Consider the following 17,478-nt stretch of genomic DNA (forward strand, 5'->3'; position numbering starts at 1 on the left):
GGAGAGACACATGGCACGCATGAAATTCATCTGTGACGCCGAGCGCTGCATCGAATGCAACAGCTGCGTCACTGCCTGCAAGAACGAGCACGAGGTGCCCTGGGGCGTCAACCGGCGCCGCGTGGTGACGATCAACGACGGCGTTCTCAACGCCGAGAAGTCGATCTCGGTGGCCTGCATGCACTGCTCGGACGCGCCCTGCATGGCCGTCTGCCCGGTGGATTGCTTCTACCGCACCGACGACGGCGTGGTGCTGCACGACAAGGACGTCTGCATCGGCTGCGGCTACTGCTCCTACGCCTGCCCGTTCGGCGCCCCGCAGTTCCCCAGCGAGGGCACCTTCGGCGTGCGCGGCAAGATGGACAAGTGCACGTTCTGCGCCGGCGGCCCGGAGAAGAACGGCAGCGAGGAAGAATTCGAAAAGTACGGCCGCAACCGGCTGGCCGAGGGCAAGCTGCCGCTCTGCGCGGAAATGTGCTCGACCAAGGCCCTGCTCGGCGGCGATGGCGACGTGATTGCCGACATCCTGCGCAACCGCGTGATCAAGCGCGGCACGGGCGGCGATGTGTTCGGCTGGGGCACGGCCTATGGCAAGCCGCAGGCGCCTGCCAACGGCACTCCGGCGGCCCCCAGCACCCCGCAGGGCACCGCACCCGGCGCCCCGGCCGGCGGAGGGCAGCCGTCATGACCCGCACCGCGTTGATCGTATCGATGCTCGCCACCGTCGCGCTGCTGGCGGCGTGCAGCGAGAAGCCGCAGACCGTCTCGGCCACGCACAAGAAGTCGGATTCCATCGCCTGGCAGGGCGCCCCCGGCGACCCGTTCGTGGCCAAGGGCTGGACGGCGGGCGACAAGGACAGCTGGCAGCGTCAGATCCATCAGCGCAACCAGTACCAGAACGAGTACAACCGCATCCAATGAGCGGGGGAGGCGCCATGACCGTCATCCAGACCCTCAAGACCTTGCTGGCCGGGGTGGTCCTTGCCGCCGGTGTGGCGGGCGCGGCGCTGGCCCAGGCGCCGGCCTCGCCGCCTGCCGCGCAGCCTCCGGCGCAGGCGCAGGCCCCGACGCAGGCCCAGGCCCAGGCGGACGCCAACAATCCCGCCACGCACCCGGTGCAGCCGTTCGCGGGCGTGGCCAGCGAGAACATCTTCAACGTGCCCCGGCGCGACGTGGCCGCCGAGGCCCGCTCGCAGCAGGAGCGCTCGGTGACCCAGCCGGGCAACAACGCGCCGGTCTGGCGCGAGGTCAACTCGGACCAGCATCACTACAGCAGCCTGCCCGCCAAGGAAGCCGGGGTGCTGATCCAGCGCACCGGCCAGAAATGGCGGCTGTTCCGCAATGGCGTGCTGACGGTCTGGGGCGGCTGGATCCTGATCCTGGTGCCGGCGGCCATCCTGGCCTTCTTCGCCTGGCGCCGCACCATCCCGCTCAAGTCCCCGCGCACGGGCCGCATGATCGAGCGCTTCACGCCCACCGAGCGCTTCGTGCACTGGGCCGTGGCCATCTCGTTCGTGATCCTGGCGATCTCGGGCATCGTGATCCTGTTCGGCAAGCACTTCCTGCTGCCGATCATGGGCCACACGCTGTTCGGCTGGCTCACCTACATTCTCAAGAACCTGCACAACCTGACCGGGCCGGTGTTCACGCTGTCGATCATTGCCACCTTCGTGGTGTTCGTGCGTGACAACGTGCCGAACCGTGGCGACGTGGTCTGGGTGCGCAAGCTCGGCGGGCTCGCCTCCGGCGCCCACGTGCCCAGCGCGCGCTTCAACGCCGGCGAGAAGATGTGGTTCTGGGGCGGGATGGTGCTGCTCGGGCTGGTCCTCTCGGCCTCCGGCTGGGTGCTCGACATGATCGTGCCGGGCCTGGACTACTACCGCGCCACGATGCAGATCGCCCACGTGATCCATGGGGTCTCGGCCGTGGTGATGATCGTGCTGGCCTGCGGCCATATCTATATGGGGACGATCGGCATGGAGGGCGCCTACCGCGCCATGCGCGATGGCTACGTGGACGAGGCCTGGGCCCGGGAGCACCACGAGATCTGGTACGACGACATCCAGTCCGGCAAGATTCCCGCCCAGCGCTCCACGCCCCGTGACGACACGCCGCGCGTGCGGCCGCGTCCCGGCGAAGTGTGAGGGTTTACCGCAGCGCACCATGCACCCGGCCGGGGCGGCGTTACAATCGCCACGGCAGTCAACTCTAGAGGAGGGTTTGGCATGAAACGTGTACTTTGCGGTTTGGCAGTGGGCACCGCCGTGGCAGTGATGGCGGGATGCGGAACCTCGGGCACCAGCAGCGATGCGGCCAGCGCCAGCGCGGCCCCGGCTGCCGCGCCGGCGGCGGCACGGGTCGCCGTGGGCGCCAAGGCGGCGGCACCGTTGCAGTCCAAGAGCGGCACCAATACCGCGGGCCGCGTCACCTTCGACCAGCAGACGGCCGGCGTGATGGTGGTGGTGGCGGTCACGGGCCTGCCTCCGGGCACCTCGCATGGCTTCCATGTCCACGAGAAGGGCGATTGCTCGGCCCCTGACGCGATGAGCGCCGGCGGCCATTTCAACCCTGCCGGCAAACCGCACGGCCAGATGACCATGCCCGAGCACCATGCCGGCGACATGAACAACCTGACCGCCGACGCCAGCGGCAACGCGCGCGTACAGTTCCTGATGCCGGACGTCACCGTCGGCCCGGGCCCGAACAGCGTGATCGGCAAGGCCGTGATCGTCCACAAGGACCCGGACGACTATCGCACCCAGCCGACCGGCAACGCTGGCGGCCGGATCGCGTGTGGCGTGGTCGCCGCATCCTGAGTGTCGATAGTTTTTGGCTATAAACCGTAGTTCCGCAGTAACAAAACGCCCCTGAAACCGGCCCGATGGCGCCCCCGCCACGGGCCGGCACCTTCCCGCCCCCGCCCCCATGCCCCTGCGCCCCGAGTTGACCCATGCCGCCGTCCCGCTGATCGAGGAGGTGGAGGTCGTTGACGAACAGGGCCGCGTGCGCCCGGCCTGGCTGCCGGGCGAGCGGCCGCTGACGGTCTACCTCGACAAGCGCGAGCTGGTGACCCTGATGACGCTGGGCGGCGCGCCCGAGCACCTGGTGCTGGGCTACCTGCGCAACCAGCGGCTGGTGGACGACATCGAGGACATCGCCGCGATCCAGGTGGACTGGGAGACCGAATCGGCTGCCGTGACCACCCGCACCGGCGTGGACCGCATCGAGGAACGCACCGCGCGCCGCGTGGTGACCACGGGATGCGGGCAGGGCACGGTGTTCGGCTCGCTGCTGGACGAGGTCGACAACATCCGCCTGCCCGGGGATGCCACGCTGACCCAGGAAACCCTCTACGCAATCATCGACACCATCCGCCTGCAGCAGTCGGTCTACAAGCAGGCCGGCTCGGTGCACGGCTGCGCGCTGTTCCGGGGCAGCGAGCTGCTGATGTTCGTGGAGGATGTGGGCCGGCACAACGCCGTGGACGCCATCGCCGGCCGGATGTGGCTGGAAGACATGACCGGCGAGGACAAGGTTTTCTACACCACGGGCCGGCTGACCTCCGAGATGGTGATCAAGGGCGCGCAGATGGGCATTCCGTTCCTGCTGTCGCGCTCCGGGGTGACCCAGATGGGCTACCAGATGGCCCAGCGGGTCAACCTGAGCCTGTTCGCGCGCTGCACCGGCAAGCATTTCCTGTTGTATACCGGGCGGGAGCGGTTCCGCCACAGCCAGCCCGAGGCGGCCGCGCCGGCCTGAAGGCGCGTCGGGGGGCCGCCGGAGGCGGTTCGCAGGCGGATTGGTTGTACAATGCGCCCCATTCCAGCGGCACCGGCTCGGCCGGGCGCCGCCCATCGTCCATTCCGCCAGCCAATATGAGCATCAAATCCGACAAGTGGATCCGCCGCATGGCGGAACAGCACGCCATGATCGAGCCGTTCGCGCCCGGCCAGGTACGGGAGGAGGACGGCCGCAAGATCGTCTCCTACGGCACTTCGAGCTACGGCTACGATATCCGCTGCGCGGACGAGTTCAAGATCTTCACCAATATCAACAGCACCATCGTCGACCCGAAGAACTTCGACGAGAAGTCCTTCGTGGACTTCAAGGGCGATGTCTGCATCATCCCGCCGAACTCGTTCGCGCTGGCCCGCACGATGGAGTACTTCCGCATTCCGCGCAGCGTGCTGACCATCTGCCTGGGCAAGAGCACGTACGCGCGCTGCGGCATCATCGTCAACGTGACCCCGTTCGAGCCGGAGTGGGAAGGTTACGTGACGCTGGAGTTCTCGAACACCACCCCGCTGCCCGCCAAGATCTACGCCGGCGAGGGCTGCGCCCAGGTGTTGTTCTTCGAGAGCGACGAAATCTGCGAGACCTCGTACGCCGACCGCGGCGGCAAGTATCAGGGCCAGCACGGTGTCACACTGCCGAAGACCTGACCGCATTACAATGCCGGCGTCCGGACCGACGGCCGCCCAATTCTGACGAAAGAGCCACATGACGCCGCCCGGGGGAGCCTTCCGGCGGCCATGTGGCTCAAGTCTTTCCAAAGCCTTCTCATCAAGGATCGACCGATGAAATTCCGCTTCCCCGTCATCATCATCGACGAAGACTTCCGCTCCGAGAACATTTCCGGCTCGGGCATCCGCGCGCTGGCAGAGGCCATCGAGCGCGAAGGCATGGAAGTGATGGGCTTGACCAGCTACGGCGACCTGACCTCGTTCGCCCAGCAGTCCAGCCGGGCATCGTCGTTCATTGTCTCGATCGACGACGACGAGTTCGTGCGCGCCGATGACCAGCCCGAAGCCGCCGCCATCGAGAAGCTGCGCGCCTTCGTGAACGAAGTGCGCCGCCGCAATTCGGACCTGCCGATCTTCCTGTACGGCGAGACGCGCACCTCGCGCCATATTCCCAACGACATCCTGCGCGAGCTGCACGGCTTCATCCACATGTTCGAGGACACGCCCGAGTTCGTGGCGCGTCACATCATCCGCGAAGCCCGCGTCTACCTTGACACCCTGGCGCCGCCGTTCTTCAAGGCCCTGATTGCCTACGCGCAGGACAGCTCGTACTCGTGGCACTGCCCGGGCCACTCTGGCGGCGTGGCGTTCCTGAAGAGCCCGGTGGGGCAGGTATTCCACCAGTTCTTCGGCGAGAACATGCTGCGCGCCGACGTCTGCAACGCCGTGGACGAGCTGGGCCAGCTGCTGGACCACACCGGCCCGGTGGCGGCATCCGAGCGCAACGCCGCGCGGATCTTCAACTCGGACCACATGTACTTCGTGACCAACGGCACGTCGACCTCGAACAAGATGGTCTGGCACGCCAACGTGGCCCCGGGGGACATCGTGGTGGTGGACCGCAACTGCCACAAGTCGATCCTGCACGCGATCATGATGACCGGCGCGATTCCGGTGTTCCTGATGCCGACGCGCAACCACTACGGCATCATCGGCCCGATCCCGAAGAGCGAATTCGACCCGGAGACGATCCGCCGCAAGATCGCCAACCATCCGTTCGCCAGCAAGGCCAAGAACCAGAAGCCGCGCATCCTGACGATCACCCAGGGCACCTACGACGGCGTGCTGTACAACGCCGAGCAGATCAAGGAGATGCTGGCGAGCGAGATCGACACGCTGCACTTCGACGAAGCCTGGCTGCCGCACGCCGCCTTCCACGACTTCTACCGCAACATGCACGCCATCGGCCGTGACCGGCCGCGCAGCAAGGACGCGCTGGTGTTCGCCACGCAGTCCACGCACAAGCTGCTGGCCGGGCTGTCGCAGGCGTCCCAGATCCTGGTGCAGGACTCGGAGACCCGCAAGCTGGACCGCTACCGGTTCAACGAGGCCTACCTGATGCATACCTCGACGAGCCCGCAGTACTCGATCATCGCCTCGTGCGATGTGGCGGCGGCGATGATGGAAGCCCCGGGCGGCACCGCGCTGGTCGAGGAAAGCATCCAGGAAGCGATGGACTTCCGCCGCGCCATGCGCAAGGTGGAGGGCGACTACGAGGCCGGCAACAACGGCGACTGGTGGTTCAAGGTCTGGGGCCCGGACGCGCTGATCGAAGACGGCATCGGCGACCGCGAGGCCTGGATACTGCAGGCCAACGAGCGCTGGCACGGCTTTGGCGACCTGGCCGACGGCTTCAACCTGCTCGACCCGATCAAGGCCACGCTGATCACCCCGGGCCTCGACGTGGACGGCGAGTTCAGCGAGCGCGGCATCCCGGCGGCCATCGTCACCAAGTACCTGGCCGAGCACGGCATCATCATCGAGAAGACGGGCCTGTACTCGTTCTTCATCATGTTCACCATCGGCATCACCAAGGGCCGCTGGAACTCGCTCGTCACTGAATTGCAACAATTCAAGGACGATTACGACCAGAACCAGCCGCTGTGGCGCGTGCTGCCGGAGTTCGTCGGCAAGTACCCGCAGTACGAGCGCATGGGCCTGCGGGACCTGTGCGACGCGATCCACAGCGTCTACAAGGCCAACGATGTGGCGCGCGTGACGACGGAGATGTACCTGTCGGACATGGAGCCGGCCATGAAGCCGTCGGACGCCTGGGCGATGATGGCCCATCGCGAGATCGAGCGCGTGCCCGTGGACGAACTGGAAGGCCGCGTCACCGCCATCCTGCTGACGCCGTACCCCCCGGGCATTCCACTGCTGATCCCGGGCGAGCGCTTCAACCGGACCATCGTCCAGTACCTGAAGTTCGCACGCGAGTTCAACAAGCTGTTCCCGGGATTTGAAACCGACATCCACGGTCTGGTGGAAGACGAGGTGGACGGGCAGAAGGCTTATTTTGTGGACTGCGTGAAGCAGTAGGGATGTCCGTTTCGGATTCCTCTCGGAGGTTCCGCCATGACGGATCGACAAAAAACCGGCGCCTTGGCGCCGGTTTTTCTTGTTTAGACCGACTCGTCGTAGCCGGACCCAAAGGGATCTTGCCAACCATTATTCTTGAAATACAAGATCACCTCGCCTGAATGACTCCATTCGAGGTAGGCCGCCCCACCGGAACTCAGCCGCCATTTCCCGCGATTTCCATCTGCGTACTCGATGGTTCCCGACGCCCAACAAGGCGACCAGAACTTTTTGGAGTAGTAGATGGCATCTACCGGATAGGCACGCGAGAAATAGCGTTTTACCAGTTTCACGGAAGGCCGGAATTTCTTGCATTCTTGCGCCATCTCCTCGAGCCTGCTGAGTCCTACGGCATCTATCGTCACCGCCTTTACAGCACGGGCATGTGCGACCGGCGACATGACAAGCCACAACATCGCGCATAGCGCGAGCAACAGGTTTCTCACCATTTTGCGGAGCTCGCTTCGGACTCGGTTTTCCGAGAGAGTTGAGGGTGTCTGTAGACATCGCCCATGGCCACTTTCAGGGTGGCTGAAAGTTCTGCTACGAGCCATCGAACAGCGTCATTCTGTGACGGGGTCACGGACTCGTACACTTCGTTTTTCTCAATGTATGCCCCTACCAGTTCAATGCCAACCGAATCCGTATTGCCGGGATATCGTTCGGGGAAGGGTTTCCTGTGCTCATGCCGCGATAGTGGCGTAGGTCGCCATTTCAATGGGTAGGCGGCATTGAACTCTGCCGGCGAGCATTTCCTGGTTTCCAGGCAACGCGACTTGATATTGCCGACGTGGTTCGTTCTTTTTCTCAGCGACGCGGTCTGATAGATAGTCCCATCCCTATCAATCAGGAAGTGTGCGCCATTGGCGCCATTGACCTGATATGAACTGAAGGTGCTGGAGGCCGTGGGAGCTGCCGTCTGATGCACCACAATTCCATTCACCTTGTGCATCGGACCGCGTTCGATCCGAGGATAAATCCGTACAACGATACGATCTGAGTCAACGTGTCCTTCCTTCGATATGAACAGCATGGTCTCTCCTAAATCAGGCCGCCTTACCGGTATTGCTGTCGTACCGTGTCTGCGGCAGAAACACGATCTCGTCGGTTGTCTTGCCATCGCAGGTCGGTAGCCATGGAAGTCATGGCCCTGACGTGGCAAGGTACCAATGCGTTCAATACCGTAATGACTCGCTGCCGTCTTTAGCACTACGTCCAAAAATCTGGAGGCACTCGGCCCTTGGCGCAAACGACGGACGAAAAAAAGCCCCGCATCGCGCGGGGCTCTTGTGCAGTCCGATTCGGCCGTATTACTTCTTCTTCTCGAACTCGAACTGCGGTGCGGCTGGTTCGGCGGGCTCGGCGGCCGGCAATTCCAGCGTGCCCGGGCTCGATGCGCCGCCCGGTGGCGCCGCCGGCTTGGCATCCTCTCCGCCAAGCGGGATGCTTACCTCCGCCGAGTTGCTGTGCTTGAGCGAGCCCTTGTCCAGCAGGCCCGTCACCATGCCCGGCCAGAACATCACCAGCAGCACCATCACCATCTGCAGGCCGACCCAGGGCAGGGCGCCCCAGTAGATGTCCGAGCTTTTCACTTCCTTCGGGGCGATGCCGCGCAGGTAGAACAGCGCGAAGCCGAACGGCGGATGCATGAACGAGGTCTGCATGTTCACGCACAGCATCACGCCGAACCACACCAGGGCCGCCGTGGCGGCCGCTTCGGGATTGCCGCCCATCGATTCGAGCACCACCGGCGTCAGCACCTTCACCGCCACGGGTGCCAGCATCGGCACCACGATGAAGGCGATCTCGAAGAAGTCGAGGAAGAACGCCAGGAAGAAGATGAACAGGTTCACCACGATCAGGAAGCCGATCCAGCCGCCCGGCAGCGAGGTGAACAGGTGCTCCACCCAGGCGCCGCCGTCCACGCCCTGGAACACCACCGAGAAGCAGGTCGAGCCGATCAGGATGAACACCACCATCGCGGTCAGGCGTGCCGTGGACTGGTAGGCATCGACGATCAGCAGCCGCAGGTCGGTCAACTGCCCCGCGCGGACCAGCAGCCACAGCAGGACCAGATAGGCCAGCGCCAGCGGTATCCGGAACGCGTGGGAGCCGAACGCGTAGAAGCCGACCCCAGCCGCGACCAGCGTGGCGGCGAGGCCCACGCGGTAGATCGTGCGGTCGATCCGGTTGAAGCCCTTGTCACGGATCACGGCCAGCACCAACGCACCCACCGCGCCCATGGCGCCCGACTCGGTCGGTGTGGCAATGCCCAGCATGATCGTGCCCAGCACCAGGAAGATCAGCACCGCGCACGGGATGATGCCGCGCAGGCACTTGCGCCACAGGGCCCAGCCGGTCAGCGTGCGCGCCTCCGGGGGCACCGGCGGCAGCCAGTCCGGCTTGATGCGGGTGATCACGAAGGTGTAGAGCGCGAACAGCGCGATCTGGACCACCGAGGGGCCCCAGGCGCCCAGGTACATGCTGCCGACGTCGGCGCTGCCCATCGGGGTCTTGAGCTGGTCGGCCAGCACCACGAGCACCAGCGACGGCGGCACCAACTGCGTGATGGTGCCCGAGGCCGCCAGCACGCCCGTGGCGTACTTCATGTTGTAGCGGTAGCGCATCATCACCGGCAGCGAGATCATGGCCATGGCGATGACCTGCGCCGCCACCGTGCCGGTGATCGCCCCCAGGATGAAGCCGACGATGATCACCGAGTAGCCCAGCCCGCCGCGCACGGGGCCGAAGAGCTGGCCCATGGAGTCCAGCATGTCCTCCGCCAGCCCGCACTTCTCGAGGATCGCCCCCATGAAGGTGAAGAACGGAATGGCCAGCAGCAACTCGTTGGCCAGCACGCTGCCGAACACCCGGCTCGGCACCGCCTGCAGGAACTGGACGGGGAAGTAGCCCCACTCGATGGCCAGGAAGCCGAACGCCAGACCCACGGCGGACAGCGAGAATGCGACCGGGAACCCGATCAGCATGAATACCACCAGGCCGCCGAACATCAGCGGCGGCATATATTCCAACGGGATCATTGCACCGGCCTCTCGTATTTCGATTCGATGCGCACCAGCCCCTTCAGGGCCGCGAAGCGCTTGATCAGCTCGGAAATGCCCTGCAGCGTGAGCAGGGCAAAGCCGATGGGCACCACCAGCTTGATCGGGTACCGCGGCAGCCCGCCGGAGTTGCCCGATTGCTCGAGGATGCGCCACGAGGGCAGGAACAGCGATTCCCACGAGAGCCATGTGAACAGGATCGTGGAGGGCAGCAGGAACACGACGATGCCGAAGATGTCGATCCAGTGCTGCGCGCGCTCGGACACGTTGCCGTAGATCAGGTCCACGCGCACGTGCTCATTGCGCTGGAACGTGTACGACGTGCCGAACATCACGGCGATGGCGAACATATACCACTGCAGTTCGAGTGGCCAGTTGTCACTGAGGTTGAAGCCATAGCGCAGCAGGGCGTTCCCCGCGCTGACCAGGCACGACAGCAGGATCATGATGTTTGCAACTCTGCCTGTGTGCTGGTTCAACCTGTCGATCTGTCGTGACAGACCAAGCAAGTAATACATGGGTTGTCTCCCCCGGTTTTTGCGGCGATTAGTGTATCTGTAACAAATTCTATCGGCGCTAGGGGGATGTACCTACCGGCGTCGCGTGCACATCACGGGCGCCAAAGAAAAACCGCCGGGGCTTGCGCCACGGCGGTTTCGGGGCTCTCCGAACCTTACGGAAAGCTTACTGCTTCACGTGCGTTTTCAGAGCGCGGCGCGGGCGGCCTGGATGGCGGCGCGCACCTGGGCGGGCGCGGTGCCGCCGATGTGATCGCGGGCGGCCACGGAGCCTTCCAGCGTCAGGACGGCGTGCACGTCGTCACCGATCAGGCTCGACTTGTCGCCCAGGCCGGAGACCTCGCGCAGCTCGGCCACGGTGAGGTCGGCCAGGTCGCAGCGGCGGTCGTCGCAGGCGCGCACGGCGTGGGCCACGGCCTCGTGGGCGTCACGGAACGGCAGGCCGCGCTTGACCAGATAGTCGGCCAGGTCGGTGGCCGTGGCGTAGCCCTGCAGCGCGGCGGCGCGCATGGCCTCCGGCTTCACGGTGATGCCCGGCACCATGTCGGCAAAGATGCGCAGCGTGTCCACCACGGTGTCCACCGTGTCGAACAGCGGTTCCTTGTCTTCCTGGTTGTCCTTGTTGTACGCGAGCGGCTGGCCCTTCATCAGCGTCAGCAGGCCGATCAGGTGGCCGTTCACGCGGCCGGTCTTGCCGCGGGCGAGTTCGGGCACGTCCGGGTTCTTCTTCTGCGGCATGATCGAGCTGCCCGTGCAGAAGCGGTCGGCGATGTCGATGAAGCCGACGCGCGGGCTCATCCACAGCACCAGTTCTTCGGAAAAACGCGAGACGTGCGTCATCACCAGCGCGGCGGCGGCACAGAATTCGATCGCGAAGTCGCGGTCGGAGACGGCGTCGAGCGAATTGCGGCAAACGCCGTCGAAACCAAGCTGGGACGCCACGAACTCACGATCGATCGGGTAGCTCGTGCCGGCCAGCGCGGCGGCGCCCAGCGGCAGCCGGTTGACGCGTTTTCGGCAATCGGCCATGCGCTCGGCGTCGCGCGTGAACATCTCCACATAGGCCAGCAGATGGTGGCCGAAGGTGACCGGCTGGGCCACCTGGAGGTGGGTGAAGCCGGGCAGGATGGTGTCGGCGTTCTGCTCGGCCAGGTCCAGCAGCGCGGCGCGCAGGGCGCCCAGCAGGCCGATGATGTTGTCGATCTCGCTGCGCAGCCACAGGCGGATGTCGGTGGCCACCTGGTCATTGCGCGAGCGGCCGGTGTGCAGGCGCTTGCCGGCGTCGCCGACCAGCGCGGTCAGGCGGGCCTCGATATTCAGGTGGACGTCCTCGAGGTCGAGCTTCCACTCGAACGCGCCGGACTCGATCTCGCCACGGATCTGCGTCATGCCACGCTCGATCTCGGCGCGGTCCGCCTCGGCGATGATGCCTTGCTTGGCCAGCATGGCCGCATGGGCCAGCGACCCGGCGATGTCGAACAGCGCCAGGCGCTTGTCGAAGAAGACCGATGCGGTGTAGCGCTTCACCAGGTCGGACATCGGTTCGGAGAAGCGGGCGGACCAGGCTTCGCCTTTCTTGGCAAGTTGGGAGGTCATGGGCGAGGGGACAGTTGTTGCGCGCACCGCGAACGGCGGCGGGCGCTGGCGAAATTCGGGAAACCGCGATTATATCGCCCCCGGGGACGGATTCCGCGCCCGTTGGACGTTACCTCGCCTCAAGCCGGCTGGGCGACCACCCGGCCCTGGAACACCACCGGCCCAGACGGCCCGTCCGGGCTGGGCGAGCCGCCCGGCGGCTCGATGCTGATGGCGAGCGCCGGCACGCTGTCCGGCGCGCGCTTCACTTCCAGCCGCACCTCGTGGCGCCGGCCGATCACCCCCAGCGACTGCGGCTTGCCGCCTTCCGGCAGGGCCCAGAGCTGGAGCACCTGCTGGTCGGCCAGCTTCAGGTGATCCAGGCGGCGCACGGTGACCGTGCTGGCGGGGGCATCCCAGAGCACAACCACGGCGGGCCGAGCCTGATCATCGTTCAGGATCGCCACGGCGGACATCGTCGGCGCCTGCTCGCGCTGGTTCACCAGCCATTGCGACACCCCCACGGCCATCAGCGCCAGCAAGGCCAGCGCCGCCGAGGCCATGCGCAGCAGCACCGGGGCGTCCTGGAAGGCCTGCCACCAGTGGCGCGGGGGCGGCGGCTTCAGCTTGAGCGGGGCGGCCTGCCAGCCCAGCCGTTGTTCGATGCCGCACCAGACCTTGTCGACTGGCTGGGCCGCCGGTTGCAACTCCGCCAGCCCGGTCAGGCGTGCCTGCCAGCGTTCGATGGCGGCGCGCACGGCGGTCTCCTCGTGCGCCAGCCGCTCCAGCCGGCGCCGCGCGCCGCCGCGCAGCACCCCCAGTGCATATTGGGCGGCCAGACGGTCGAGCAGGTCAGGATGGCCGGTGAGCCTCATGCCAGCCCCTCCAGACAGGTGCGCAGCCGCTCCAGCCCCCGCCGGATCCACGACTTGATGGTGCCGAGCGGCACCTGTAGCTGGGCCGCCAGTTCGGTGTGGCTCAGGTCGCGCAGATAGGCGAGGGCGATGGCCTGCCGCTGCGACGGTTCCAGCCGTTGCAGGCAGCGGGCCAGTGCCGCCGCGCGTTCGCTCGCCAGCGCGGCGTCGGCGGGGCCGGCGCGGTCGTCGGGCAACCAGGCTTCCAGGTCGTCATCGGGCTGTGCCGGCTGGCCACCCCGCGCGGCGGCCTGCCGGCGCAGGCAGTCCAGCGCCCGGTTGCGCACGATGGCGGCCATCCAGGTCATGGGGGCCGCCACGTGGGGGCGATAGTCGCCGGCGTGATGCCAGATGCTGACAAAACTCTCCTGCACGACGTCCTCCGCCCAATCCCGCCTATTAGTAATACGCAGCGCCAGGCCAAACAGTTTCGTCACGGTGAGGTCGTAGAGCGCGCGCAGCGCCGGGCGGTCGCCCAGGGCGATGTCCTGCAGCAGGCCCGCCAGCCGCGCGGCAGGGTCCGGCTGCGCCGCCGCTTCGGGAGGAGCAGGGTTTGCGTGGGCATCCGCGGAGGAGGGCAGGGAAGCAGGCACGGGGGCGGGGCTAGGGGCTCCGCCTGAGTATAGGAAGAATGGGCTGGAAAGGCTGGAAAGGACGGAAAGCCGATGGACCGCATCGGCTGCATCCGTCTGGCGCGCTGCCGCGTATATGCGGACAGGTGCGCCAACCCGTGGCGCGCCTCCCCCCAAAAGGAACAGGAGACCGTAATGGCCACTCTGGAAGAACGTCCCGCCGCCGCATCGCGCATCGTCACCCTGCCGGATGCCCGCCGGCGCGGCCTGCTGAAGGCCCCCGGGCTGTTTGCGCTCGGCTCGCTCGCGGTGTTTTCGCTGGGCGAATCGATGCCGGCCTGGGCGCAGACCCAGTCGGGCAGCACCCGCGATGACATCAACATCCTCAATGTCGCGCTCGGGCTGGAATACCAGGCCATCGCGGCGTATCAGGTGGGCGCGGAAAGCGGCTTGCTGCAGAAGCCGGTGCTGGACACCGCCGTGAAGTTCCAGGGCCATCACAAGGCCCACGCGCAGGTGCTGGCGGGTACCGTCAGCAAGCTGGGCGGCACGCCGGTGACGGCGAAGAAGCCCGGGGACTACAACTTTCCCGCCGAACAACTCAAGACGCAGGCCGATGTGCTGCGCTTCGCGGCCGGGCTGGAGAAGGGCGCCACGGCGGCCTACCTCGGCGTACTGCCGAATTTCCACAACCGGGAACTGACCCGGGCCGCCGGCAGCATCCTCGGGGATGAGGCGATGCACTGGGCCGTGCTGCTGTCGGCGCTCGGCGAAGACCCCGTGCCCGGGGCCTTCGTCGGCTAGATGCCGATGTCGATCAGCCGCTGTTGCGCAGCCCGGCCGCCACGCCGTTGATGGTCAGGTGGATGCCGCGCCGCACGCGCACGTCGTCGCCGTCCTTGCCTGCCCGGTAGCGCTTGAGCAGTTCGACCTGCAAGTGGTTCAGCGGGTCCAGGTAGGCAAAGCGGTTCTTGATCGAGCGTGCCAGCAGCGGGTTGTCGGCCAGCCGCTCCTGGCGGCCGGTGATCAACGCGAGCATGTCGCTGGTCAGGTGCCACTCGGCGCTGATGCGCGCGAACACGCTCTTGCGCAGCGCGGCGTCCTCGCACAGTTGGGCGTAGCGCGACGCCACCGCAAGGTCGGTCTTGGCCAGCACCATGTCCATGTTCGAGAGCAGCGTCGAGAAGAACGGCCAGCTCTTCACCATGCGGCGCAGCGTGGCCACCGTGGCCTTGCGCGATTTTTCGTCCGGCGCCTCATCGACCAGCGCCTTGACCGCGCTGCCGAAGCCGAACCAGCCCGGCAGCAGCAGCCGGCACTGGCCCCAGGAGAAGCCCCAGGGAATCGCGCGGAGATCCTCGATCTTGCGGTTCTTCTTGTCCATCAGCTTGCGCGACGCCGGCCGCGAACCCAGGTTCAGGTCGGCGATCTCGGTGATCGGCGTGGTGGCGAAGAAGTAGTCCTTGAAGCCCGGGGTCTCGTAGACCAGGTCGCGATAGGCGGTGAAGGCGCGGTCGGACAGCTGCTGCATCACGCCCTCGAACGACTCCAGGTCCTTCGGCGCATTCTGCGTGGGCAGCAGCGAGGCCTCGAGCGTGGCCGCCACCACGGTCTCCAGGTTGCGCCGGCCGATTTCGGCATTGGCGAACTTGCTGTTGATGATCTCGCCCTGCTCGGTCAGCCGGATCTGGCCGTTCACGGTGCCCGGGGGCTGCGACAGGATGGCCTGGTAGGTCGGCCCGCCCCCGCGCCCCACGGTGCCGCCCCGGCCATGGAACAGCCGCAGCTTCACGCGGCGCGCCTCGAACAGCTTCACCAGCGCCAGCTCGGCCTTGTACAGCTCCCAGTTCGACGTCAGGAAACCGCCGTCCTTGTTCGAATCCGAATAGCCGAGCATCACCTCCTGCTCCACGCCGTGATGGGCGATGACCGAGTCGAAGCCGGGCAGGTCCAGCAGCGACTGCATGATGCCGGCCGCGTTGCGCAAGTCCTCGATGGTTTCGAACAGCGGGATGACCATCAGCTCCATGCGCGCCGGATCGGTCTTGCTGCCGAGCGTGCCGCGCAGCATGCCGGACTCCTTCTGGAGCAGCATGACCTCGATCAGATCCGACAGCGTTTCGGTATGCGAAATGATGTAGTTGCGGGCCACGCGCTTGCCGTAGCGGGCGCGCAGGTCACGCGCCATGGCGAAGATCGCCAGCTCGCTGCGCGTCTGCTCGGAATATTCGTGCCACGGCATGGTCAGCAGCCGCGGCTGGCGCAGTTCGGCCAGCAGCAGTTCGCGCTTGCGGGCCTCGGGCAGCGCGGCGTAGTCGCGCTCCACGCCGGCGGCGGCGAACAGTTCGGCGATCACGGCCTCGTGGACGTCGGACACCTGGCGCATATCCACCGAGGCCAGGTGGAAGCCGAAGATGGCGATGGCGCGCTGGAGCGCGTCGATGCGCGCCTGGGCCAGCGCCACGCCATGGTGGGTGCGCAGGGAATCCATCACGACCTGCACATCGGCGGCGAAGGCCTCGGCATTGTCGTACGGGGCGACGTCCGCCACCGGGTGGCGCTGGGCCTCGTGGCCGGTCAGCTTCTGCGAGGTGGCGGCCAGCCGCGCGTACATGCCGATCAGCGCGCGGCGGTACGGTTCGTCGGAACGGTGGTCGGAATGGTCCGGCGAAGCATCGGCCAGCGCGATCAGCTCGGGGCTGACATCCACCATCAGCGACGACATCGACAACTCCGCGCCCAGCGCGTGCAGTTCGTCGAGATACCACGCCATGATCAGTTGCGATTGCTCGCGCGCGGCGTGTTGGAGTGTCTCGGCGGTCACATTCGGATTGCCGTCGCGGTCGCCGCCAATCCACGACCCCATCTGCAGGAACGGGGCGAGCGGTGCCGGCGCGGTGCCGGCCTTGCCCTTCTTGCTGGTCGGGAAGACGGCGGCGATGTCTTCCTCCATCTCGGCCATCAGGCGCGGAATGCCGTGCAGGAAGGTGGTGCGGTAATAGGAGAGGGCGTTCTCGATCTCGTCCACCACCATCAGCCGGTTGTTGCGCAGCATGCGGGTCTGCCACAGCGTGGTCACGCGGGCGCGCAGTTGCGCCGTGTTGTGGTCGCGCTCGCGGGCGGTCATCGGCAGGTCGCGCTCGGCCAGCAGGCGGGCGATTTCGCGCTCGGCGTCGAGAATGCTCTTGCGCTGCACCTCGGTCGGGTGGGCGGTCAGCACCGGCACGATCAGCGCTTCGTCGAGGAACTTGCGCAGCTGCTTGCCGGTAACGCCGGCGGCGTCGATGGCTTCCAGCGCGCGGGCCAGGCTGCCCGGCTGCGGCGGCGAGCCGGCCAGTGCGTGCACGCGGCGACGGCGGTTGTGGTGCTGGTCCTCGGCGATATTGGCCAGGTGCGAGAAATAGCTGAAGGCGCGCACCACCTGATTGGTCTGGTCGCGCGACAGCCGCTTGAGCAGGCGGTCCAGCTCGGCGCCGGCGGCGCGGTCGTTCTCGCGGCGGAAACGCACGGCGGTCTGGCGAATCGTCTCAACCAGATCGAACGCCGCCTCGCCTTCCTGCTCGCGCACGCAGTCGCCCAGCAGGCGGCCCAGGAAGCGGATGTCCTCGCGCAGCGGCAGGTCCTTGTCGGCGGTACGGCGCGCGGGGGAGGTCGCGGCGATGGCTGCATCGGCGACCGTCGCGCCATTGGTGGCCACCACGGCCAGCTTGGCACGGGCGGCGCGCGGCTTCGCGGGGGCGGCGGAAGTGCCTTCCGCTTCACGTGGCGCAGCGGTGGTCTTGGCGGACTTGCGGGCAGGGGTGGTACGGGTGCGGCCCGATGGGCGCGCGACGGGCTGGGTCATGCAGTCATCTCCTCTGTCTTTTATAAGGTGCCGGTCGCCTTGAAGGCGCCCTGGTCATGTCCGATATGCGGCGAAGCGATTTCGGGCGCATTCCGGGGCCTGAGGCCGCCGG

The 17,478-nt window shown here is 66.5% G+C and carries 16 protein-coding genes; 8 read left to right on the forward strand and 8 right to left on the reverse strand.

Annotation, left to right across the window (positions count from 1 at the left end; translation table 11 throughout):
• Positions 1-10 precede the first annotated feature (10 nt).
• The 7 genes from fdh3B to AC1EJR_RS02375 all read left to right on the forward strand — a co-directional run bounded on the left by fdh3B (position 11) and on the right by AC1EJR_RS02375 (position 6,842).
• Positions 11-688: a formate dehydrogenase FDH3 subunit beta gene (gene fdh3B / locus AC1EJR_RS02345; protein ID WP_477112809.1), complete on the forward strand. Its 678-nt coding sequence runs from the start codon at positions 11-13 to the stop codon at positions 686-688.
• The gene (locus AC1EJR_RS02350; protein ID WP_092290677.1) at positions 685-921 is read left to right on the forward strand and encodes an EexN family lipoprotein; all 237 of its coding nucleotides are present in this window, start codon (positions 685-687) and stop codon (positions 919-921) included. The genes fdh3B and AC1EJR_RS02350 overlap by 4 nt, the downstream gene beginning before the upstream one ends.
• A 14-nt stretch (positions 922-935) precedes the next feature.
• Positions 936-2,144 (forward strand): formate dehydrogenase subunit gamma, encoded by a 1,209-nt coding sequence (locus tag AC1EJR_RS02355; protein WP_477112810.1) that lies wholly within the window; start codon positions 936-938, stop codon positions 2,142-2,144.
• An 81-nt stretch (positions 2,145-2,225) separates the two neighbouring features.
• Positions 2,226-2,816 (forward strand): superoxide dismutase family protein, encoded by a 591-nt coding sequence (locus AC1EJR_RS02360; protein ID WP_092290673.1) that lies wholly within the window; start codon positions 2,226-2,228, stop codon positions 2,814-2,816.
• Between the two features lie 109 nt (positions 2,817-2,925).
• Positions 2,926-3,759 (forward strand): formate dehydrogenase accessory sulfurtransferase FdhD, encoded by an 834-nt coding sequence (locus AC1EJR_RS02365; RefSeq protein WP_092290671.1) that lies wholly within the window; start codon positions 2,926-2,928, stop codon positions 3,757-3,759.
• A gap of 116 nt (positions 3,760-3,875) precedes the next feature.
• Entirely contained in the window at positions 3,876-4,442 is a 567-nt protein-coding gene (dcd, locus tag AC1EJR_RS02370) for a dCTP deaminase (protein WP_092290905.1), read from the forward strand.
• Between the two features lie 135 nt (positions 4,443-4,577).
• Positions 4,578-6,842: an arginine/lysine/ornithine decarboxylase gene (locus tag AC1EJR_RS02375; RefSeq protein WP_092290669.1), complete on the forward strand. Its 2,265-nt coding sequence runs from the start codon at positions 4,578-4,580 to the stop codon at positions 6,840-6,842.
• 83 nt (positions 6,843-6,925) lie between these two features.
• On the opposite strand, the gene AC1EJR_RS02380 is transcribed toward AC1EJR_RS02375, so the two are convergent.
• The 7 genes from AC1EJR_RS02380 to AC1EJR_RS02410 form a co-directional block, all read right to left on the reverse strand.
• The gene (locus AC1EJR_RS02380) at positions 6,926-7,330 is read right to left on the reverse strand and encodes a hypothetical protein (protein WP_092290667.1); all 405 of its coding nucleotides are present in this window, start codon (positions 7,328-7,330) and stop codon (positions 6,926-6,928) included.
• Positions 7,324-7,914, reverse strand: coding sequence for a peptidoglycan recognition protein family protein (locus AC1EJR_RS02385; protein ID WP_092290665.1), 591 nt, complete (start codon positions 7,912-7,914; stop codon positions 7,324-7,326). Before AC1EJR_RS02385 ends, AC1EJR_RS02380 begins: the two co-directional genes overlap by 7 nt.
• A 277-nt stretch (positions 7,915-8,191) precedes the next feature.
• A complete protein-coding gene (locus AC1EJR_RS02390) occupies positions 8,192-9,922 on the reverse strand; it encodes a TRAP transporter large permease (RefSeq protein ID WP_092290663.1) in 1,731 nt (576 codons plus the stop codon).
• Entirely contained in the window at positions 9,919-10,461 is a 543-nt protein-coding gene (locus AC1EJR_RS02395) for a TRAP transporter small permease subunit (RefSeq protein WP_092290661.1), read from the reverse strand. Before AC1EJR_RS02395 ends, AC1EJR_RS02390 begins: the two co-directional genes overlap by 4 nt.
• 186 nt (positions 10,462-10,647) lie before the next feature.
• Positions 10,648-12,057 carry an argininosuccinate lyase gene (argH, locus tag AC1EJR_RS02400; RefSeq protein WP_092290659.1) on the reverse strand — a complete coding sequence of 470 codons (1,410 nt, stop codon included), beginning with the start codon at positions 12,055-12,057 and terminating at the stop codon, positions 10,648-10,650.
• 119 nt (positions 12,058-12,176) lie between these two features.
• The gene (locus AC1EJR_RS02405) at positions 12,177-12,911 is read right to left on the reverse strand and encodes an anti-sigma factor (RefSeq protein ID WP_441645495.1); all 735 of its coding nucleotides are present in this window, start codon (positions 12,909-12,911) and stop codon (positions 12,177-12,179) included.
• Positions 12,908-13,531, reverse strand: coding sequence for a sigma-70 family RNA polymerase sigma factor (locus AC1EJR_RS02410; protein WP_369823375.1), 624 nt, complete (start codon positions 13,529-13,531; stop codon positions 12,908-12,910). The genes AC1EJR_RS02405 and AC1EJR_RS02410 overlap by 4 nt, the downstream gene beginning before the upstream one ends.
• A 186-nt stretch (positions 13,532-13,717) precedes the next feature.
• Between AC1EJR_RS02410 and AC1EJR_RS02415 the strand changes: the two genes are divergently transcribed.
• Positions 13,718-14,326, forward strand: coding sequence for a ferritin-like domain-containing protein (locus AC1EJR_RS02415; protein ID WP_092290901.1), 609 nt, complete (start codon positions 13,718-13,720; stop codon positions 14,324-14,326).
• A gap of 13 nt (positions 14,327-14,339) precedes the next feature.
• Here the strand turns inward: AC1EJR_RS02415 and ppc are convergent, their stop codons facing one another.
• Positions 14,340-17,366: a phosphoenolpyruvate carboxylase gene (ppc, locus tag AC1EJR_RS02420; RefSeq protein WP_477106309.1), complete on the reverse strand. Its 3,027-nt coding sequence runs from the start codon at positions 17,364-17,366 to the stop codon at positions 14,340-14,342.
• Positions 17,367-17,478 lie beyond the last annotated feature (112 nt).

Source organism: Cupriavidus sp. 05T42 (assembly GCF_056396345.1).

Coding starts and splice junctions, on each gene's coding strand:
- dcd (WP_092290905.1), top strand. CDS start 3,876: ATGAGCATCAAATCCGACAAGTGGATCCGCCGCATGGCGGAACAGCAC.
- AC1EJR_RS02405 (WP_441645495.1), bottom strand. CDS start 12,911: ATGAGGCTCACCGGCCATCCTGACCTGCTCGACCGTCTGGCCGCCCAA.
- AC1EJR_RS02385 (WP_092290665.1), bottom strand. CDS start 7,914: ATGCTGTTCATATCGAAGGAAGGACACGTTGACTCAGATCGTATCGTT.
- fdh3B (WP_477112809.1), top strand. CDS start 11: ATGGCACGCATGAAATTCATCTGTGACGCCGAGCGCTGCATCGAATGC.
- AC1EJR_RS02355 (WP_477112810.1), top strand. CDS start 936: ATGACCGTCATCCAGACCCTCAAGACCTTGCTGGCCGGGGTGGTCCTT.
- AC1EJR_RS02350 (WP_092290677.1), top strand. CDS start 685: ATGACCCGCACCGCGTTGATCGTATCGATGCTCGCCACCGTCGCGCTG.
- AC1EJR_RS02375 (WP_092290669.1), top strand. CDS start 4,578: ATGAAATTCCGCTTCCCCGTCATCATCATCGACGAAGACTTCCGCTCC.
- argH (WP_092290659.1), bottom strand. CDS start 12,057: ATGACCTCCCAACTTGCCAAGAAAGGCGAAGCCTGGTCCGCCCGCTTC.
- AC1EJR_RS02360 (WP_092290673.1), top strand. CDS start 2,226: ATGAAACGTGTACTTTGCGGTTTGGCAGTGGGCACCGCCGTGGCAGTG.
- AC1EJR_RS02365 (WP_092290671.1), top strand. CDS start 2,926: ATGCCCCTGCGCCCCGAGTTGACCCATGCCGCCGTCCCGCTGATCGAG.
- AC1EJR_RS02380 (WP_092290667.1), bottom strand. CDS start 7,330: ATGGTGAGAAACCTGTTGCTCGCGCTATGCGCGATGTTGTGGCTTGTC.
- ppc (WP_477106309.1), bottom strand. CDS start 17,366: ATGACCCAGCCCGTCGCGCGCCCATCGGGCCGCACCCGTACCACCCCT.
- AC1EJR_RS02390 (WP_092290663.1), bottom strand. CDS start 9,922: ATGATCCCGTTGGAATATATGCCGCCGCTGATGTTCGGCGGCCTGGTG.
- AC1EJR_RS02395 (WP_092290661.1), bottom strand. CDS start 10,461: ATGTATTACTTGCTTGGTCTGTCACGACAGATCGACAGGTTGAACCAG.
- AC1EJR_RS02415 (WP_092290901.1), top strand. CDS start 13,718: ATGGCCACTCTGGAAGAACGTCCCGCCGCCGCATCGCGCATCGTCACC.